Origin of the sequence: Cupriavidus basilensis (assembly GCF_008801925.2) — a bacterium.
GTDB lineage: Bacteria > Pseudomonadota > Gammaproteobacteria > Burkholderiales > Burkholderiaceae > Cupriavidus > Cupriavidus basilensis.
In genome coordinates this window covers 2,788,910-2,803,725 of sequence record NZ_CP062803.1, presented here as the reverse complement: position 1 = coordinate 2,803,725, position 14,816 = coordinate 2,788,910, and the positions used below count along the sequence as shown (strand labels likewise).

The window sequence follows — 14,816 nt, the reverse complement described above, 5'->3', positions numbered from 1 at the left end:
GCGACGACATTGGACGCGGCAAAAGAGACACAGCAGGAGAGGGTAATGAACACGATTCTGGGCATCGACGAGATCGTCTACGGTGCCGACGACCTGGACGCCTGCCGGCGCTTCTTCGCCGACTGGGGCCTCACGCTGGTGCGCGAGGATGCGGCCGGGCTGGATTTCGAGACGCTGAACGGCTGCCGCATCCTGGTGCGCCGCACCGACGACCCGGCACTGCCGGCGGCAATGGAAGACGGCCCGACGCTGCGCGAGGTGGTGTGGGGCGTGGACACGCAAGCCGCGCTGGACCGGATCGCGGATGCCATCCGCGCCGAGCCGGGCTTCGTCAGCACAGGCGAGCACGGCGTGCAGGGCGAGCAAGGCGAACGCGTTGGCTGCACGGACCCGAACGGCCTAGCCGTGCGCTTCCAGCTGACCCGCAAGCGCGAGGTCGAGGTGGAATGCGCCGCGATGAACACGTGGAACGACAAGCCGCGCATGAACCAGCGCAGCCCGATCTACGAACGTGCCACGCCGATCGAGGTAGGGCACGTGGTCTTCTTCGTCAAGGACGTGGCCGCCACCGAGCGTTTCTACACCGAGAAGCTGGGCTTCGTGCCGTCGGACCACTATCCGGGCCGCGGCGCCTTCCTGCGCTGCGCGCCGGACGGCGGCCACCACGACCTGTTCCTGCTGCAGCTGCCGCAGGCCAAGAGCGGGCTGAACCATGTGGCTTTTACCGTGCGCGATATCCACGAGGTGTTCGGCGGCGGCCTGCATGTGTCGCGCAGCGGCTGGGATACGCAGCTTGGCCCGGGCCGGCATCCGATTTCGTCGGCGTATTTCTGGTACTTCAAGAATCCGGCCGGGGGCCTGATCGAGTACTACGCCGATGAAGACCAGCTGGATGCCAACTGGGAGCCGCGCGATTTCGAGCCGGGCCCGACCATGTTCGCCGAATGGGCGGTGGAGGGCGGGCTGGACGGCAATACGCGCAGGCAGAAGAACGCGGGCGGCCCGCAAGGCAAGTTCCTGACGGAGAAGCGCTGAGCACGGCGTGGCAACGCAGGCAACGCGGGCAACATAAGCAACGCAGGCAAAACAAGCTAGACAAGCAACACGAAGTAACACGAAGCAACCGAAGGAAGTGCCATGAGTCCCAGCCAATCCCTGAGCCTGCGCGTGCAGGCCATGCGTTTCGAAGCGCGCGGCATCGTCAGCGTGGAACTGCGCGATCCGCACGGGCATGCGTTGCCCGAGTACGCGCCAGGCGCGCATATCGACCTGCATCTGGGCAATGGCCTGGTGCGCAGCTACTCGCTGTGCGGCGCGCCGGAAGTGCGCGACCGCTACGTGGTGGGCGTGCTGCTCGACCGCGGCAGCCGTGGCGGCTCGCGCTATGTGCATGAGCAATTGCGCGTGGGCAGCACGCTCACGGTGGCCGCGCCGCGCAACCACTTCGCGCTGGACGAGGGGGCGGCACACACGGTGCTGGTGGCCGGCGGCATCGGCGTGACGCCGATCGTGTGCATGGCGCGCCGGCTGCATGAACTCGGGCGGTCCTTCACGTTGCTTTACTGCGCACGCTCGCGCGAGGAAGCTGCCTTCGCGGACGAACTGGCCGCCTACGGCGACGCGGTGCGCATGCACTTCGACGACGAGGCCGGCAGCCCGCCGGACCTGTCCGCGCTGCTGGCCGGGCAAGCCGCCAGCACGCATTTCTATTGCTGCGGCCCGGGCCCGATGCTCAATGCCTTCGAAGCCGCCTGCGCCGGCCATGGCTATCCCGAAGTCCATATCGAACGCTTCGCCGCCGACCCGTCGGTGGCGGCTGTGCAGGACGGCGAGTACACCGTGGCGCTGGCAAGCACGGGCAGCGAGCTGAAAGTGCCCGCGGGCAAGTCCCTGCTGGATGCCTTGCTCGAAGCGGGCATCGCGGTGGAGCACAGCTGCAAGGAAGGTGTATGCGGCTCGTGCGAGACGCGCGTGCTCGAAGGCATTCCCGAACACCGTGACGGCGTGCTCAGCAAGAGCGAGCGCGAGTCGAACCAGACCATGATGGTTTGCGTGTCAGGCTGCAAAGGCAAGCGCCTGGTCCTGGACCTCTAAGCGCGCCACCGCGCGCCGCATCCATCGCGGCGCCAACGGGGGTGGCCATTGCCGGGCAAGTCCGGCAATGCGCCAGCGCGGGGCGGCTGCCTGCCTCGGATACTTTAGAAGAGAAACACCGTGTTGATCCAGAGACAAGAGGCCCCGTTCGCCAACGCGAACGCCGAGGGTGTGGCGACCCCATCCAGCACCAGCACGGCAGGCGGTGGCGAGCGCGCCACTGACGCCCCCGTGGCAACCACCCGGGGCGAGATCATCGCCCGCATCGAGCGCCTGCCCAGCAATGGCATGCATGTCAGGGCGCGGCTGCTGATCGGCCTGGCCACGTTCTTCGATGGCTTTGACGTGATCGCCATCGCCGCCACGCTGCCGCTGCTGATCTCGATGTGGTCGCTCACGCCGGGTCAGATCGGCTTTCTGATCGCGGCGCCGTCGGTCGGGCAACTGATCGGCGCGCTGCTGTTTCCCGCGCTGGCCGAGCGCTTTGGCCGCCTTAACTCGATTGGCTGGAGCGCGGGCATCATCGGGCTGATGAGCATCGCCTGCGGTTTCGCGCCCTCGTTCGAAATCTTTGCCTTGCTGCGCATCGTGCAGGGCCTGGGCCTGGGCGGTGAGCTGCCGGTGGCCGCCACTTATATCAACGAAGTGACGCGTGCCCACGGGCGCGGGCGCTTCGTGCTGCTGTACGAGGTGGTGTTCCCGATTGGCCTGCTGATCTCCAATGCAGTCGGCGCGTGGCTGGTGCCGCGCTTCGGCTGGACCGTGATGTACTTCATCGGCGGCGCTCCGGTCATCCTGTTCTTCATCCTGCGCCGGGCCATTCCCGAATCGCCGCGCTGGCTGGCGGAGAAGGGCCGCCTGGCCGAGGCCGACCGCGCGCTCGCGACGTTCGAGTCGCGCGCCAAGGGGCCGCTGGCGCCGCTGGGCGACGTATCCGCGTACGACGCGATGACCGGCAAGCACCCCCGCCGGCGTGTCCGGGATCTGCTGAGCAAGGCCTATATCGGCCGCACGCTGGCGGTGTGGATGCTGTGGGCGACCTGCGGCTTTATCCAGTATGGGCTGTCGACCTGGTTGCCGACGATCTACAAGACGGTGTATCACGCACCGCTGCAGCTGGCCCTGAACCTGGCCGCGGGCGCATCGGTGCTCGGGGTGATCGGCTCGCTGGTGTGCGCGATGATTGTCGACAAGGTGGGCCGCAAGCCGGTGATCAACGTCTCGTTCATCCTGTGCGCGATATCGCTGGCGCTGGCCGGCGTGTTCCACGCGGCGTCGGTGTACGTCGTGGCCGGGCTCTGCGCGCTCTCGCTTGGTTTCCTGGCCAGTGGCTTTATCACGGCCTACGTGTACACGCCTGAGCTGTATCCCACCAGCATCCGCGCCATGGGCTGCGGCTTTGGGGGCGCGTGGCTGAAGCTGGCGGCGATCTTCGCCCCGACGCTGGTGGCCAGCACGATCGGCTCGGGCAATCTCAGCACCGCTTTCTACGCGCTGGCGACGGTGCCGTTCGTGGCGGCGCTGACCATCCACTTCCTTGGCATCGAGACCAAGGGCAAGGTGCTCGAGCAACTCGAGGCCTGATCCGCGAAGCACGACCTGAAGCCCGTGGCAGCGCCAGCTGCCACGGGCTTTGTTCGTTCTCGTGCGCGCTTATTCGCCCCAGCCCCCGCCCCCACCCCCACCCCCGCCGGCGTCGCCGCGCCCGGGCGTCACGCACAGGCCGTGCAGCTTCCTCAGCGCCTGGTACATCGCTCGGCGCTCTTCCGGCTCAAGCAGCCGGATCACCTCCGCCTGGCCCTTCCTGGCCAGCGGCATCACTTGCTCATGCAGCGCCAGGCCTTCCGGCGTGATGCTGCAGATCAGCTTCTTGCGCGGGGTGTTGCCCTCGGCATCCAGCTTCACCAGCCCGCGGCCTTCGAGCAGCCGCAGCGTTCGGCTCACCAGCGCCTTGTCCGATGTGGATTGCAGCACCAGTTCCGCAAAAGGCAACTGCCGCGCGTGCGCCAGCAGGGCCAGCAGGCGCCATTCGGGCACCGTTAGCGCGAACTGCTCGGCGTAGGGCAGCGTCACGGTGCGGCGCAAGGCGTTGACCAACTGGCTGAGCATCGTCGTCAGGAAGTCGTCGACATCGAGCCCGTTGCCTTGCTCGTCCAGTTGCGCCCAGGGGCAGTCGGTTTTCGGGGGCACTGCCTTGTCGCCGGTGTCGGTTGTCGTTCCGGCTGCGCGCTTCATCGGATCCATGTCTTTCAGGAAATGCCGCCGGACGGCGGCTGATCAGGGGGGGCGGAGCCGATTGTCTCATAGGGGCTCCGATGTGCTGCCTCCTTCTCGTCATGATCTCCTATTTTTGATTTTGCAAATAAGGCGTATGTCAATTGGTGATTGCAGTAAGTTGAGCAGTCAACAAGGACGATCTAGTATGAATGGCACGTTCCTCTCCTGAACTAATGTTTTGCTAATAAAACGCACATCGAATGCGTTCCCGTCCCTTAGCCGTGCCTAACCCCGCCCCACCATGCATGCCCCGCGCAAGTGGAGCGCCCCCACAGGAGCCGTAGATGAACCTTGCCCGCCGACACGTCCTTGCCACAGCGCTCGCCGCGATTGCCCTGGGAGGCGGCAGCGCCTTTGCGCTTGGCTATCCCGCCAAACCGGTCACGATCGTGGTCGCCTATCCGCCGGGCGGCGACACGGACTCCATGGCGCGCATGTACGCGGAGAAGCTGTCGATGCGCCTCAAGCAGCCGGTGATCGTGGAGAACAAGCCGGGCGCTGGCGGCGTGGTCGGCAACGCCATGGTCGGCCGCGCGCCGGCCGACGGCTACACGCTGCTGTTTACGCCCAATCCGTTCACGACGGCGCCGATGGTGCTCAAGCTCCCCGCCAGCTCCAGCTACGACGCGCTGCATGGCTTCACCCCGGTCATCCAGACCGGCACGCAGACCGTGCTGCTGGTGGCGTATCCGGGCGCCGGCATCAAGACCGTGCAGGAAATGGTGGCCGCCGCGAAGGCCGGCAAGCCGCTGACGTATGCCACCCCTGGCGCGGGCTCGCCCATGCATATCGCCGGCGAGTGGCTGAACCGCGCCGCTGGCGTGAAGATCCAGCATGTGCCGTACCGGGGCGTTGCGCCCGCCGTCAACGATGTCGTCGCGGGCCACGTCAACTTCGCCTACGTGACGCTGGGGCCGGTGGCCCAGTACATCAACACGGGCAAGCTGCTTGCGCTGGCCGTGACCGATCCGAAGCGCTCTGCGCTGCTGCCCAATGTGCCGACGCTGTCCGAGCTTGGCTACAAGGACGTCATCGTAGGCGCATGGCACGGCGTCATGGCGCCCAAGGGCACGCCGGCCGAGGTGGTGAAGCTGCTCAACGAGCAGCTCAACGAGATCGTCAAGATGCCGGACATCGCCGAGAAGATGGCCACCTTCGGCGCGGTGCCGGTGGGCGGCGCGCCTGCCGTGCTGGAAAAGATCAATGCTTCCGACTACGAGCGGCTGGGCAAGGTCATCAAGGATTTCGGCATTACCGCCGAGTGACGCGACGCCGGCGGCAACGCTCGCCGGCGTCTTCATGGTTTTCAGTGGTTTTCTGACTAGCAGGAGGTCGGCATGAGCACGTCGACAGTGGGAAGCGCCACGCCGCAAGTGACGGCGCGGGAGAAGGTGATGGGCAGGGCCGTGTATGCCGGCGACATCAAGCAGGCCGGCATGCTGCATGCCAAGGTGCTGCGCAGCCCGTATCCGCATGCCCGCATCGTTCGCATCGACACCGCGGCGGCGCGTGCGCTGCGGGGCGTCAAGCTGGTCCTGACCGGCGAGGATACGCCGTCGCGGCTGTGGGGCACGCATCGCAAGGAGCAGCGCATTCTTGCCGCTGGCGTGGTCCGCCACGTCGGTGAGGAGGTTGCCGCGGTGGTCGCGGTGGATGAGGAAACCGCGCGCGATGCACTGGACCTGATCCGCGTGGAGTACGAAGAACTGCCCGCCATCTTCAGCCCCGATGCAGCGCTTGCCGATGGCGCAGCGGAGCTGCACCCGGGCACGCGCAATATCGCCCATGAGATGCATATCGAGCGCGGCGACGTCGAAGCCGGCTTCGCGCGCGCCGCAGTGGTCTACGAGGCCACGTACGACATGCATTCGCAGTATCCCGGCTACCTGGAGCCGATGGCCACCGTGGCCGCCCAGGATGGCAATGGCCGGCTCACGGTCTGGGCCTCGACGCAGTCCGTGTTCCTGGCGCGCGCGCGCCTGGCTGAAGCGCTGGACCGGCCGGTGTCCACCATCCGCGTGATCCAGGCGGTCACCGGCGGCGGCTTTGGCGCCAAGATCGTGGAGGAGAGCAACAGCCTGATCGCGGCCTTGCTGGCAACGCGGCTCGACCGCCCGGTGCGCCTCGTCAACAACCGGCTCGAGGATTTCCTCGGCGCGCGCTCCAGCGTGCCGGCGCGGGTCTGGCTGAAGATGGGCCTGGACGCGCAAGGGATGATCGTCGCCAAGGACGTCAATATCGTGGCCGAGTGCGGCGCCTACGCGGGCCTGGCTGGCGACGTGATGCACGTGAGCGCCATGCGCAGCGACAACATGCATCGCCTGGAGAACGTGCGCTCCAACGCCGTGCTCGCCTATACCAACAATCCGCCGCGCGGCGCGTTCCGCGGCTTTGGCGGGCAGCAGATGCAGTTTCCGCTGAACAGCCACCTCACCATGCTGGCCGAAATGCTCGGCATGGACCCCATCGAAATCCACAAGCGCAATGCCATCCGCTCCGGGGACACCAGCGTCCATGGCTGGAAGATCGGCAGCAGCGGCCTGGTGGAATGCCTCGAGCAGGCGCGCGAAGCGATCCAGTGGGATGCGCGCCGCGCCGATGCCTCGCGGCGAACCGGCATGCGCCGGCGCGGGCTCGGCGTTGCGGCCGCCATGCACGTCAGCGGCAACCGCACGCTGGGCAACTGGGACGGCTCCACCATCGTGCTCAAGGTCAACGAGGACGGGCGCGTCATGCTGCTCACCAGCGAGTGCGACATGGGGCAGGGCGCCAACACCATGCTCAGCCAGATCTGCGCCCAGGAGCTGGGCATTGCGCTGTCGCATGTCACCGTGAGCGCGCCGGATACCGATGTGGCGCCGTTCTGCCTCGGCTCGCTGGCATCGCGCGTCACCATCATTTCCGGCAACGCAGTGATGCGGGCCGCGCGCGAGGCGAAGCAGAAACTGCTGGCCGTGGCCGCAGAGAAGCTCGGCGTGCCACAGGACGAACTGGAACTGCTCGACGGCGTGATCCGCGCCCGCAATGACGACACCAAACGCGCCACGCTTGCCGAGATAGCACGGCTGCATATCTTCCGCCATGGCGGCGAAGGCCTGATGGTGCGCGCCACCTACGATGCGCCCACCGTGATGCACGACGCTAACTACTACGGCAACATTGCGCCGGCCTACTCGTTCGCGGCGCAGGCCGTCGAAGTGGAAGTGGACATGGCCACCGGGCAGGTCACGTTGATCGATAGCTTCGTGTCGGACGACTGTGGCAAGGCCATCAACCCGCTGGCCGTGCACGGCCAGACGCATGGCGCCACCGTGCAGGCGATCGGCTGGACGCTGTATGAACACGTGCAGGTCGAGGATGGCCGCATCCTGAACGGCAACTTCGCCGACTACACCATGCCGACCGCTGACGCTGTGCCCGCGCTGCGCACGGATGTGGTCGAGTCGGTTGAGCCCAACGGGCCCTACGGCGCCAAGGGCGCCAGCGAAACCGCGATCCTGCCGGGCGCGGCCGCCATCGCCAATGCGGTCTATGACGCCATCGGCGTGCGCATTGCTTCGCTGCCCATCACGCCGGAGAAGGTGCTGGCCGCGCTGCGCGAGCGCAAGGAAAAGGAGGCGTGCCATGCGTAATTTCGAATTTCTGGAGCCCGGCTCGGTGCAGGAAGCCAGCCGCATGCTGGCCGACCTGGGCGACGAGTGCAGGGTGATTGCCGGCGGCACCGCGCTGATGCTCGGCATGCGCCAGCGCATGCTCACGCCCACCCATCTGGTATCGCTTGGCCAACTCGATGCACTGCGCAAGATCGAGTTCGATTCGCGCACCGGCTTGCGCATCGGCGCGCTGGCCTTGCATGCGCAGGTGGCGCGCTCAAAGCTGGTGCAGGCGCATTACCCCATGCTGGCCAGCATGGCAGGGCGCGTGGCCAATCCGCAGGTGCGCAACCAGGGCACGATCGGCGGCAACCTTTGCTATGCCGATCCCGCCACCGATCCGCCGGGTTGCCTGATGGCGCTGGGGGCGCAGGTGGTGCTCGCCGGCAGGAGCGGCGAGCGCGTGCTGGAGATGGAGGCGTTCCTGGTCGACTACTACACGACGGCGCTCGAGCCCGATGAGATCGTGACCGAGATCCGCATTCCCGCACCGGCGCCGGATGCGCTCGGCCACTACGCGCGTTTCCTGCGCACGGCTGCCGAGCACCGGCCGCTGGCCAGCGTCGCGCTGCTGGCTCGCCGGACTGGCGCCACGTGCATCGAGGCGCGCCTTGCGGTCGGCGCATCCACGCCGATTCCGGCGCGGCTGCGGCGTGCCGAGGCGTTCCTGGCCGGCAAGGCCGTCACGCCCGAAGTGGCCGCCGAGGCGGCGGACATCGTCGCCGCGGACATCGACCCCGTTTCCGATATGCGCGGCAACGCGGACTATCGCCGCGAGATGGTACGGACCGTAGCGCGGCGAAGCATCGCCACGCTATTCGGGCTGGCGGCGGACTAAGGATTCCCCATGCAAAAGATCCATATCGAACTCACTGTCAACGGCGAAGACCACAGCGTGGAAGTGCCCGCGCGGCGCCTGCTGTCGGACCTGCTGCGCGACGACCTCAACCTGACCGGCACCAAGCGTGGCTGCGAGACCGGCATCTGCGGCGCCTGCTCCGTGCTGGTGGACGGCGAAGTCATGAAGTCCTGCCTGATGCTTGCCGTGCAGGCACGCGGGCGCGACGTGACCACCGTCGAAGGCCTCGGCGCCGGCGGCGAACTGCACCCGCTGCAGCAAAGTTTCATGGAGTGCGGTGGCCTGCAGTGCGGCTACTGCACACCCGGTTTTCTGATGACCTCCTGCGCCATGCTGGCGCATAACCCCAACCCGACAGAAGAGGAGGTCCGCGCCGGCCTGAACGGCAACCTGTGCCGCTGCACCGGTTACGTCGGCATCGTCGAATCCATTCTGTCCGCCGCGGAGAAGATGCGTGGAAATTGAAAAAAGCCTGATCGTCGGCGCAGCGCCGGCGCAAGTGTGGGCACTGCTGCTCGATCCCAATGTGATGGGCGGCTGCGTGCCGGGCATGCAGTCGATCGAGGTGGTCAGCGATGTGGAGTACATCTCGCACATCCAGGTCAAGATTGCCTTTGTCAGCGCGCGCTTCAAGATCAAGACCACCATCGTGGAGATGCGCGCGCCCAACTACCTGCGTAGCGAAGGCACGGGCGAGGACGCCTCCGTGGCCAGCTCGCTCAAGCAGTCCAGCGAGATCTTCCTGACCGGGCAGCCCGACGGCAAGACCGAGCTGCGCATGAAGATCAACGTGGACGTGCTGGGCCGCCTTGGCACGTTCGGCTTGAGCGTGATGAAGACGAAGGCGGACCGGATGTGGGAGGAGTTCGGCACGAATCTGTCGGCGCGGTTGGTGGCGCCTGCCGAGGCGGAGCCGGCGGTGGCGTCCGCTGCGCCCGCTGCAGCGCAAACGGTTGCGAAGGCGCAGGCCGCCTCGCCCGCCTCGCCCGCCTCCGCCATCGAGGGAATTCCCGCTGGCCCGGCCGCCATCCCGGCTCACGCCATACAAGCCAGCCCCCGTCGCGGCACAGGCTGGTGGTCGCGCTTGTTCTCGCCCGCGCCCGCCGTGGACAGGGGCCCGCTCACGGATATCTGCATCGAAGTGCGCCAGCCCAATGCGACCATTACCGTGCACTGGCCGGCACAGCACGCGGGCGAGTGCGGCGCCTGGCTGCGGGACTATCTGAAGTGAGCGCGTGCGGCTTTGGTGATGGAAGTGTTGGAGGATAGATGCAGGGCGTGTTATATCGGACAGTCGCGGGCGGCGCATCGGGATGCAAGGTGCGTCATCCGCACCGGCCGGGCTGCAGGGCAGGGCCGAAGCCAAAGCCGTTACCATATAGCACGCCAAAGTACTCATTCGCAGAGATATCACCATGACAGATGCCCTCGAGCCTACCGATCTCCAGGACAAGTACATCGTGCCAGGGCTGGAACGCGGCCTGCGCCTGCTGGGCGAGTTCAGCCGCAACGAGCGGACCCTGTCTGCCGCCGAACTGGCGCGCCGGCTGCAGGTTCCGCGCTCCACGGTGTTCCGCCTGCTGACCACGCTGGAGATGATGGGCTTTGTCGAGCGTACCGATGGCGGCCGTGAATTCCGGCTCGGCATGGCCGTATTGCGCCTTGGCTTTGACTACCTCGCTTCGCTGGAGCTGACAGAACTCGGCCGGCCGCTGCTGGACCGCCTGCGTGACGAGATCAACTACCCATGCAACCTGGTGGTGCGCGACGGCCGCTCCATCGTCTACGTGGCCAAGTCCGTGGCGCCTACGCCGTTCGCCAGTTCGGTCAATGTGGGCACGCGCCTGCCGGCGCACGCCACCGTGCTTGGCCGCGTGCTGCTTGAGGATCTGACGCTGGCGGAACTGCGTGATCTCTATCCCGAGCCGCAACTGGAGGTCTTCTCGGAGAGCACACCCAAGACCGTCGAAGCACTGTTCGACATGGTCCAGCGTGACCGCCAGCGCGGCTATGTGCTGCAGGAAGGCTTCTTCGAAACCAGCATCTCGACCATCGCCGCGCCGGTGCGGGACCGCAGCGGCAAGGTAGTGGCGGCGCTTGGCGCCACCATCCCGGCTTCGCGAATCGATCCGGAGCGGCTCGATGGCATGGTGCAGCAGGTGAGGAGTGCGGCGGGGGAGCTATCCCGGTTGCTGGACTATCGACCGTCGGAAGGTGGGGCTGTCGTTAATTTGTAGGACGCTGGCCAGGCCGGTGCAGGCCGCTGCCACTGGCTTGTCGCCTGGGGGTGACGGGCAAGCGCCGCTCCTTCCCCGCGCCACGCAAATCCGGCATTGAACCCGCGGGGACCTGGAATGTGCGCTGGAAATTCGTGTCTAACTGCACGAACGCGTCAGAAATTGGCGATGGGCACATGTAGCAGCATCCTCGCAATCGGTGCCTCCATGGTCGATGAGCGTTCGAGCAAGCCCAATCGGAGCCCGTCATGCCGGTTTTCTCCCTCCTTGTCGTTGCCTTGCTGATCGTCGGGGTGTATGCGTTCGCGATCCGGGCCATCTTTTATCGCGAACCCAAGATGCGGGGAAGGCCTGTCCGGCGTTGCCGACGGCATTACCGGCGCACCTGACGGCGAGCGAAATCCACATCCGCCTTGACTGCCTGCCGCGCACCCATTCCTTATTTGTTCTGATGGGTGGCAATATGCCTGCTAATCTTGCCTTGTGCAGAACCTGTGCAGAAATAGGAAGAGGAGGGCAACATGTCATCGGTCCGCGAATCCCTGATTCACGAACTCCACCCGACGCAGCTGACGGTGGGCATGATCGAAGTGCAAGACAAGAAGAAACACCTGGCCTCGCTAAAGCCTGCCGAGCAGCGCGAGTTCCTGCAGGCCCATCCGATTCCGGCGGTGAGCGGGCCGGGCGGCAAGCTTTACATCACCGATCACCATCATCTCGGGCGGGCGGCCCTGGAAGCTGGCGTCACCACGGGCTTTTTCACCGTGGAGGCGGATCTGTCTGCTTGTGCGCAGGACGAATTCTGGGGAGAGATGGACAAGAGGCTATGGGTTCATCCCCTGGACGAACATGGCGTGCGGCACTACTACGCCGCGGTTCCCAATCACCTGGAGAAGCTGGTCGACGATCCCTATCGGTCGCTGGCCGGGTATGTGCGAGACGCTGGTGGCTACACCAAGACGCCTACCGCCTTTGCGGAGTTCGTGTGGGCGGACTTCTTTCGCCGCGCCATCGCCGTCGAGGACCTGAGCGCTGACTTTCACGCGGCGGTCCAGCGAGGCATCGCGCTGGCAAAGGGCAAGCTGGCTGTCGGCCTGCCAGGATACGCCGCGTAATCAGCACCAGAGTCAGCACCAGGGGCTCGGCAAATGATTGGCTGAGCTGACTCTCCCGGCCTGGGCTGCCGGGCAACAACGCCGGGCAACAAAAAACCCAGAGAGCTTTCGCTGTCTGGGTTTTCGGCAACGTAGGCAGTTGCTAGCCACTAATTTGGTGGGTGGTACAGGGATTGAACCTGTGACCCCTGCCGTGTGAAGGCAGTGCTCTACCGCTGAGCTAACCACCCCTGCTGCTGCGCTGTTACTGCCGTGCTGCAGAGAAACAAGATTATGTCAGTGCCGTTGTATCTTGTAAAGCCCTTCCTGGAAATTTCTGCAAAAAATCCGTTGGCTGCTTTCGGACGGCAATCTTGCCCCGTCTATGCCGCTTCGGTCGCCGGCGGTGCTTCCTTCCACACGACCTTGCCGCCGCTCGCCTTTTCCAGCTGCTTGAGCACCGCCAGGTGGGCGGTGGCTTCATCTTCGCTGGCCATCAGTACGGGCAGGTCGAGGCGGGAGAGGTCGGTGGCGGCCACGGCGTCGCTCTCGGCGCCGCCACCGTCGAGCATGTCGATCACCAGCGAGTTCTGGCCGCGCGTCATGGCGAGGTAGACCTCGGCCAGCAGCTCGGCATCGAGCAATGCGCCGTGCAGGGTCCGGTGCGCGTTGCTGACGCCGAGGCGGTCGCACAGGGCGTCCAGCGAGTTGCGCTTGCCGGGGAACATCTGGCGGGCTTCGCGCAGGGTGTCGATCACATTGCCAGCGTGCTCGCGAAACGGCGGCAGCCCGGCAAGCTTGAACTCCATGTCGAGGAAGCCAAGGTCGAAGGGCGCGTTGTGGATGATCAGCTCGGCGTCCTGGACGAAATCCCGGATCTCGTTGACCACTTCCGCAAACTTGGGTTTGTCGGCCAGGAAGTCCACGGTGATGCCGTGCACCGCGATCGCGCCTTCATCGATATCGCGTTCCGGGTTGACGTAGAAGTGCAGATGCCTGCCCGTGAGGCGGCGGTTGAGCAGCTCCACGCAGCCGATTTCAATCAGGCGGTCGCCGGTGGCGGCGCTCAGGCCGGTGGTTTCTGTGTCGAGAACGATCTGTCGCATGGCGGGCATTCTAACCGGTGGGGCGGGGGTAGTCGGGCCGGTGTGGGGCGCTATGAGGCGGTACGGGGCCGGCTTTATCCCTTGAGCGAGTCGACGCCACGGTTGGCAAGGGCATCGGCGCGTTCGTTGCCGGGATGGCCATTGTGGCCGCGGACCCAGTGCCAGGTGATGTCGTGCTGCTGCGCGAGCTTGTCCATTTCCTGCCAGAGGTCGGCATTCTTTACCGGCTTCTTGTCGGCGGTCTTCCAGCCGCGGGCCTTCCAGCCCGGCAGCCATTCGCCGATGCCCTTCTGCACGTATTGGGAGTCGGTGTAGACCTTGATCCGGCAGCGGCGCTTGAGCGCGCGCAGGGCCTCGATCACGGCCGTCATTTCCATGCGGTTGTTGGTGGTGAGGGCTTCGCCGCCGAACAGCTCTTTCTCGTTGGTGCCGGACACCAGCACGGCGCCCCAGCCGCCGCGCCCGGGGTTGCCTTTGCAGGCGCCGTCCGAATAGATGATCACGTCTTCGATTTCGCTGGGTTCCATTGGGTATTGGCTACGCTAAGGTTGGCACCGCGATGAGGCGGGGCCAACCGGGGTGATTGGGGGGCGGCAGCGCCTGGATGGCGCTTAATGCTCGTCGCCGGGGGACTTGCCGTGGGTGCCCGTGGGGGTCGCCACCGGCGCGGCGACTGGCGACAGGGCAGCCTTGGGGCTCTTCCAGGCGGGACCGACCAGGCGGATATTACGCACGCGCTTGACCGCCGAGATCATATAGACTGAACCGAAGATCGGCCACCAGCGGTCGCCGGCCTTCTCCATGAAGGCGGCGCGCTGCAGCCAGCGCTCCGTGTGGTATGGCGGGCAATAGCAGCCGAACCGGCCGCGGATAATATCGAAACCCAGGAGTTTGAGCCAGTCCTTGATGCGCACGAAGCCGATGGACTGGCTGTCATTGGGCAGGAATGGGTCGGCGCCGAGCCGCTTGAGGCCTTGGCGGGCGCCCCACAGGCTCATGGGGTTGAAGCAGGTCACCACCACCCGGCCTTCCGGCATCAGCACGCGGGACACCTCGCGCAGCACCTCGTGCGGGTCTTCCGAAAATTCCAGAATGTGGGGCAGGGTGATCAGATCGATACTTTGCGTCTCGAACGGCAGTTCGTCGAAGCGGCACAGCAACTGGCGCGAATCGGCCTGTGCCCGTGGGCCGTGGGGTCCGTTGCCGGGGGCAAGGGCCAGTGCGGAGAACGGCATGCGGTTCTCGCGCAGGGTGTCGATGTGCGGCAGGCCGAGCTGCACCGCGTGGTAGCCGAAGATATCCACCACGGTCCGGTCGTACTGCGCCTGCTCCCACTGGAGCATGTATTGCCCGGGTGGCGAGGCAAGCCAGTCTTCCCAATTTATAATCGCACTTTTTCTCACGTCGCGCCCCTTGGTAGCACCCGGAAAGCCTTATGTTTTCTAGATTATCGCCCCCTTAGATTGGGAGGATTCTTTCCGCTGTTTTCTGCTACC

The 14,816-nt window shown here is 65.8% G+C and carries 14 protein-coding genes and 1 tRNA gene; 10 read left to right on the top strand and 5 right to left on the bottom strand.

Features of this window, described 5'->3' with window-relative positions; translation table 11 throughout:
• The first annotated feature begins 45 nt into the window (after window positions 1–45).
• The 3 genes from F7R26_RS12775 to F7R26_RS12765 all read left to right on the top strand — a co-directional run bounded on the left by F7R26_RS12775 (window position 46) and on the right by F7R26_RS12765 (window position 3,678).
• The gene (locus tag F7R26_RS12775; protein ID WP_150983233.1) at window positions 46–1,035 is read left to right on the top strand and encodes a VOC family protein; all 990 of its coding nucleotides are present in this window, start codon (window positions 46–48) and stop codon (window positions 1,033–1,035) included.
• A 102-nt stretch (window positions 1,036–1,137) separates the two neighbouring features.
• The gene (locus F7R26_RS12770) at window positions 1,138–2,094 is read left to right on the top strand and encodes a PDR/VanB family oxidoreductase (RefSeq protein WP_150983234.1); all 957 of its coding nucleotides are present in this window, start codon (window positions 1,138–1,140) and stop codon (window positions 2,092–2,094) included.
• A 288-nt stretch (window positions 2,095–2,382) separates the two neighbouring features.
• Window positions 2,383–3,678: an MFS transporter gene (locus F7R26_RS12765; protein WP_241754534.1), complete on the top strand. Its 1,296-nt coding sequence runs from the start codon at window positions 2,383–2,385 to the stop codon at window positions 3,676–3,678.
• A gap of 69 nt (window positions 3,679–3,747) precedes the next feature.
• Here the strand turns inward: F7R26_RS12765 and F7R26_RS12760 are convergent, their stop codons facing one another.
• Window positions 3,748–4,338 (bottom strand): MarR family winged helix-turn-helix transcriptional regulator, encoded by a 591-nt coding sequence (locus tag F7R26_RS12760; protein WP_150983235.1) that lies wholly within the window; start codon window positions 4,336–4,338, stop codon window positions 3,748–3,750.
• A gap of 317 nt (window positions 4,339–4,655) precedes the next feature.
• Between F7R26_RS12760 and F7R26_RS12755 the strand changes: the two genes are divergently transcribed.
• The 7 genes from F7R26_RS12755 to F7R26_RS12725 all read left to right on the top strand — a co-directional run bounded on the left by F7R26_RS12755 (window position 4,656) and on the right by F7R26_RS12725 (window position 12,235).
• Window positions 4,656–5,636, top strand: a complete 981-nt coding sequence (locus F7R26_RS12755; protein WP_150983236.1) for a Bug family tripartite tricarboxylate transporter substrate binding protein — start codon at window positions 4,656–4,658, stop codon at window positions 5,634–5,636.
• Between the two features lie 72 nt (window positions 5,637–5,708).
• Entirely contained in the window at window positions 5,709–8,003 is a 2,295-nt protein-coding gene (locus F7R26_RS12750) for a xanthine dehydrogenase family protein molybdopterin-binding subunit (protein WP_150983237.1), read from the top strand.
• Complete coding sequence (locus F7R26_RS12745; RefSeq protein ID WP_150983238.1) at window positions 7,996–8,862, top strand: FAD binding domain-containing protein; 867 nt, start codon at window positions 7,996–7,998, stop codon at window positions 8,860–8,862. Before F7R26_RS12750 ends, F7R26_RS12745 begins: the two co-directional genes overlap by 8 nt.
• Window positions 8,863–8,871: 9 nt before the next feature.
• Window positions 8,872–9,348: a (2Fe-2S)-binding protein gene (locus tag F7R26_RS12740; protein ID WP_150983239.1), complete on the top strand. Its 477-nt coding sequence runs from the start codon at window positions 8,872–8,874 to the stop codon at window positions 9,346–9,348.
• On the top strand, window positions 9,338–10,114 hold the full coding sequence (locus tag F7R26_RS12735; protein ID WP_150983240.1) for a CoxG family protein: 777 nt from the start codon (window positions 9,338–9,340) through the stop codon (window positions 10,112–10,114). Before F7R26_RS12740 ends, F7R26_RS12735 begins: the two co-directional genes overlap by 11 nt.
• Window positions 10,115–10,298: 184 nt before the next feature.
• Entirely contained in the window at window positions 10,299–11,120 is an 822-nt protein-coding gene (locus F7R26_RS12730; protein ID WP_150983241.1) for an IclR family transcriptional regulator, read from the top strand.
• A 521-nt stretch (window positions 11,121–11,641) separates the two neighbouring features.
• Window positions 11,642–12,235, top strand: a complete 594-nt coding sequence (locus F7R26_RS12725) for a ParB-like protein (protein WP_150983242.1) — start codon at window positions 11,642–11,644, stop codon at window positions 12,233–12,235.
• 155 nt (window positions 12,236–12,390) lie between these two features.
• Here the strand turns inward: F7R26_RS12725 and F7R26_RS12720 are convergent.
• From F7R26_RS12720 to F7R26_RS12705, 4 genes are all read right to left on the bottom strand, one after another.
• Window positions 12,391–12,465: transfer RNA gene (locus F7R26_RS12720), tRNA-Val, on the bottom strand.
• 132 nt (window positions 12,466–12,597) lie between these two features.
• Window positions 12,598–13,320, bottom strand: a complete 723-nt coding sequence (dnaQ, locus tag F7R26_RS12715; protein WP_150983243.1) for a DNA polymerase III subunit epsilon — start codon at window positions 13,318–13,320, stop codon at window positions 12,598–12,600.
• 74 nt (window positions 13,321–13,394) lie between these two features.
• The gene (gene rnhA, locus F7R26_RS12710; protein ID WP_150983353.1) at window positions 13,395–13,832 is read right to left on the bottom strand and encodes a ribonuclease HI; all 438 of its coding nucleotides are present in this window, start codon (window positions 13,830–13,832) and stop codon (window positions 13,395–13,397) included.
• Between the two features lie 99 nt (window positions 13,833–13,931).
• Window positions 13,932–14,663: a class I SAM-dependent methyltransferase gene (locus F7R26_RS12705; protein WP_193692070.1), complete on the bottom strand. Its 732-nt coding sequence runs from the start codon at window positions 14,661–14,663 to the stop codon at window positions 13,932–13,934.
• Window positions 14,664–14,816: the final 153 nt, after the last annotated feature.

Coding starts and splice junctions, on each gene's coding strand:
- F7R26_RS12775 (WP_150983233.1), top strand. CDS start 46: ATGAACACGATTCTGGGCATCGACGAGATCGTCTACGGTGCCGACGAC.
- F7R26_RS12770 (WP_150983234.1), top strand. CDS start 1,138: ATGAGTCCCAGCCAATCCCTGAGCCTGCGCGTGCAGGCCATGCGTTTC.
- F7R26_RS12765 (WP_241754534.1), top strand. CDS start 2,383: ATGCATGTCAGGGCGCGGCTGCTGATCGGCCTGGCCACGTTCTTCGAT.
- F7R26_RS12760 (WP_150983235.1), bottom strand. CDS start 4,338: ATGGATCCGATGAAGCGCGCAGCCGGAACGACAACCGACACCGGCGAC.
- F7R26_RS12755 (WP_150983236.1), top strand. CDS start 4,656: ATGAACCTTGCCCGCCGACACGTCCTTGCCACAGCGCTCGCCGCGATT.
- F7R26_RS12750 (WP_150983237.1), top strand. CDS start 5,709: ATGAGCACGTCGACAGTGGGAAGCGCCACGCCGCAAGTGACGGCGCGG.
- F7R26_RS12745 (WP_150983238.1), top strand. CDS start 7,996: ATGCGTAATTTCGAATTTCTGGAGCCCGGCTCGGTGCAGGAAGCCAGC.
- F7R26_RS12740 (WP_150983239.1), top strand. CDS start 8,872: ATGCAAAAGATCCATATCGAACTCACTGTCAACGGCGAAGACCACAGC.
- F7R26_RS12730 (WP_150983241.1), top strand. CDS start 10,299: ATGACAGATGCCCTCGAGCCTACCGATCTCCAGGACAAGTACATCGTG.
- F7R26_RS12725 (WP_150983242.1), top strand. CDS start 11,642: ATGTCATCGGTCCGCGAATCCCTGATTCACGAACTCCACCCGACGCAG.
- dnaQ (WP_150983243.1), bottom strand. CDS start 13,320: ATGCGACAGATCGTTCTCGACACAGAAACCACCGGCCTGAGCGCCGCC.
- F7R26_RS12705 (WP_193692070.1), bottom strand. CDS start 14,663: ATGCTCCAGTGGGAGCAGGCGCAGTACGACCGGACCGTGGTGGATATC.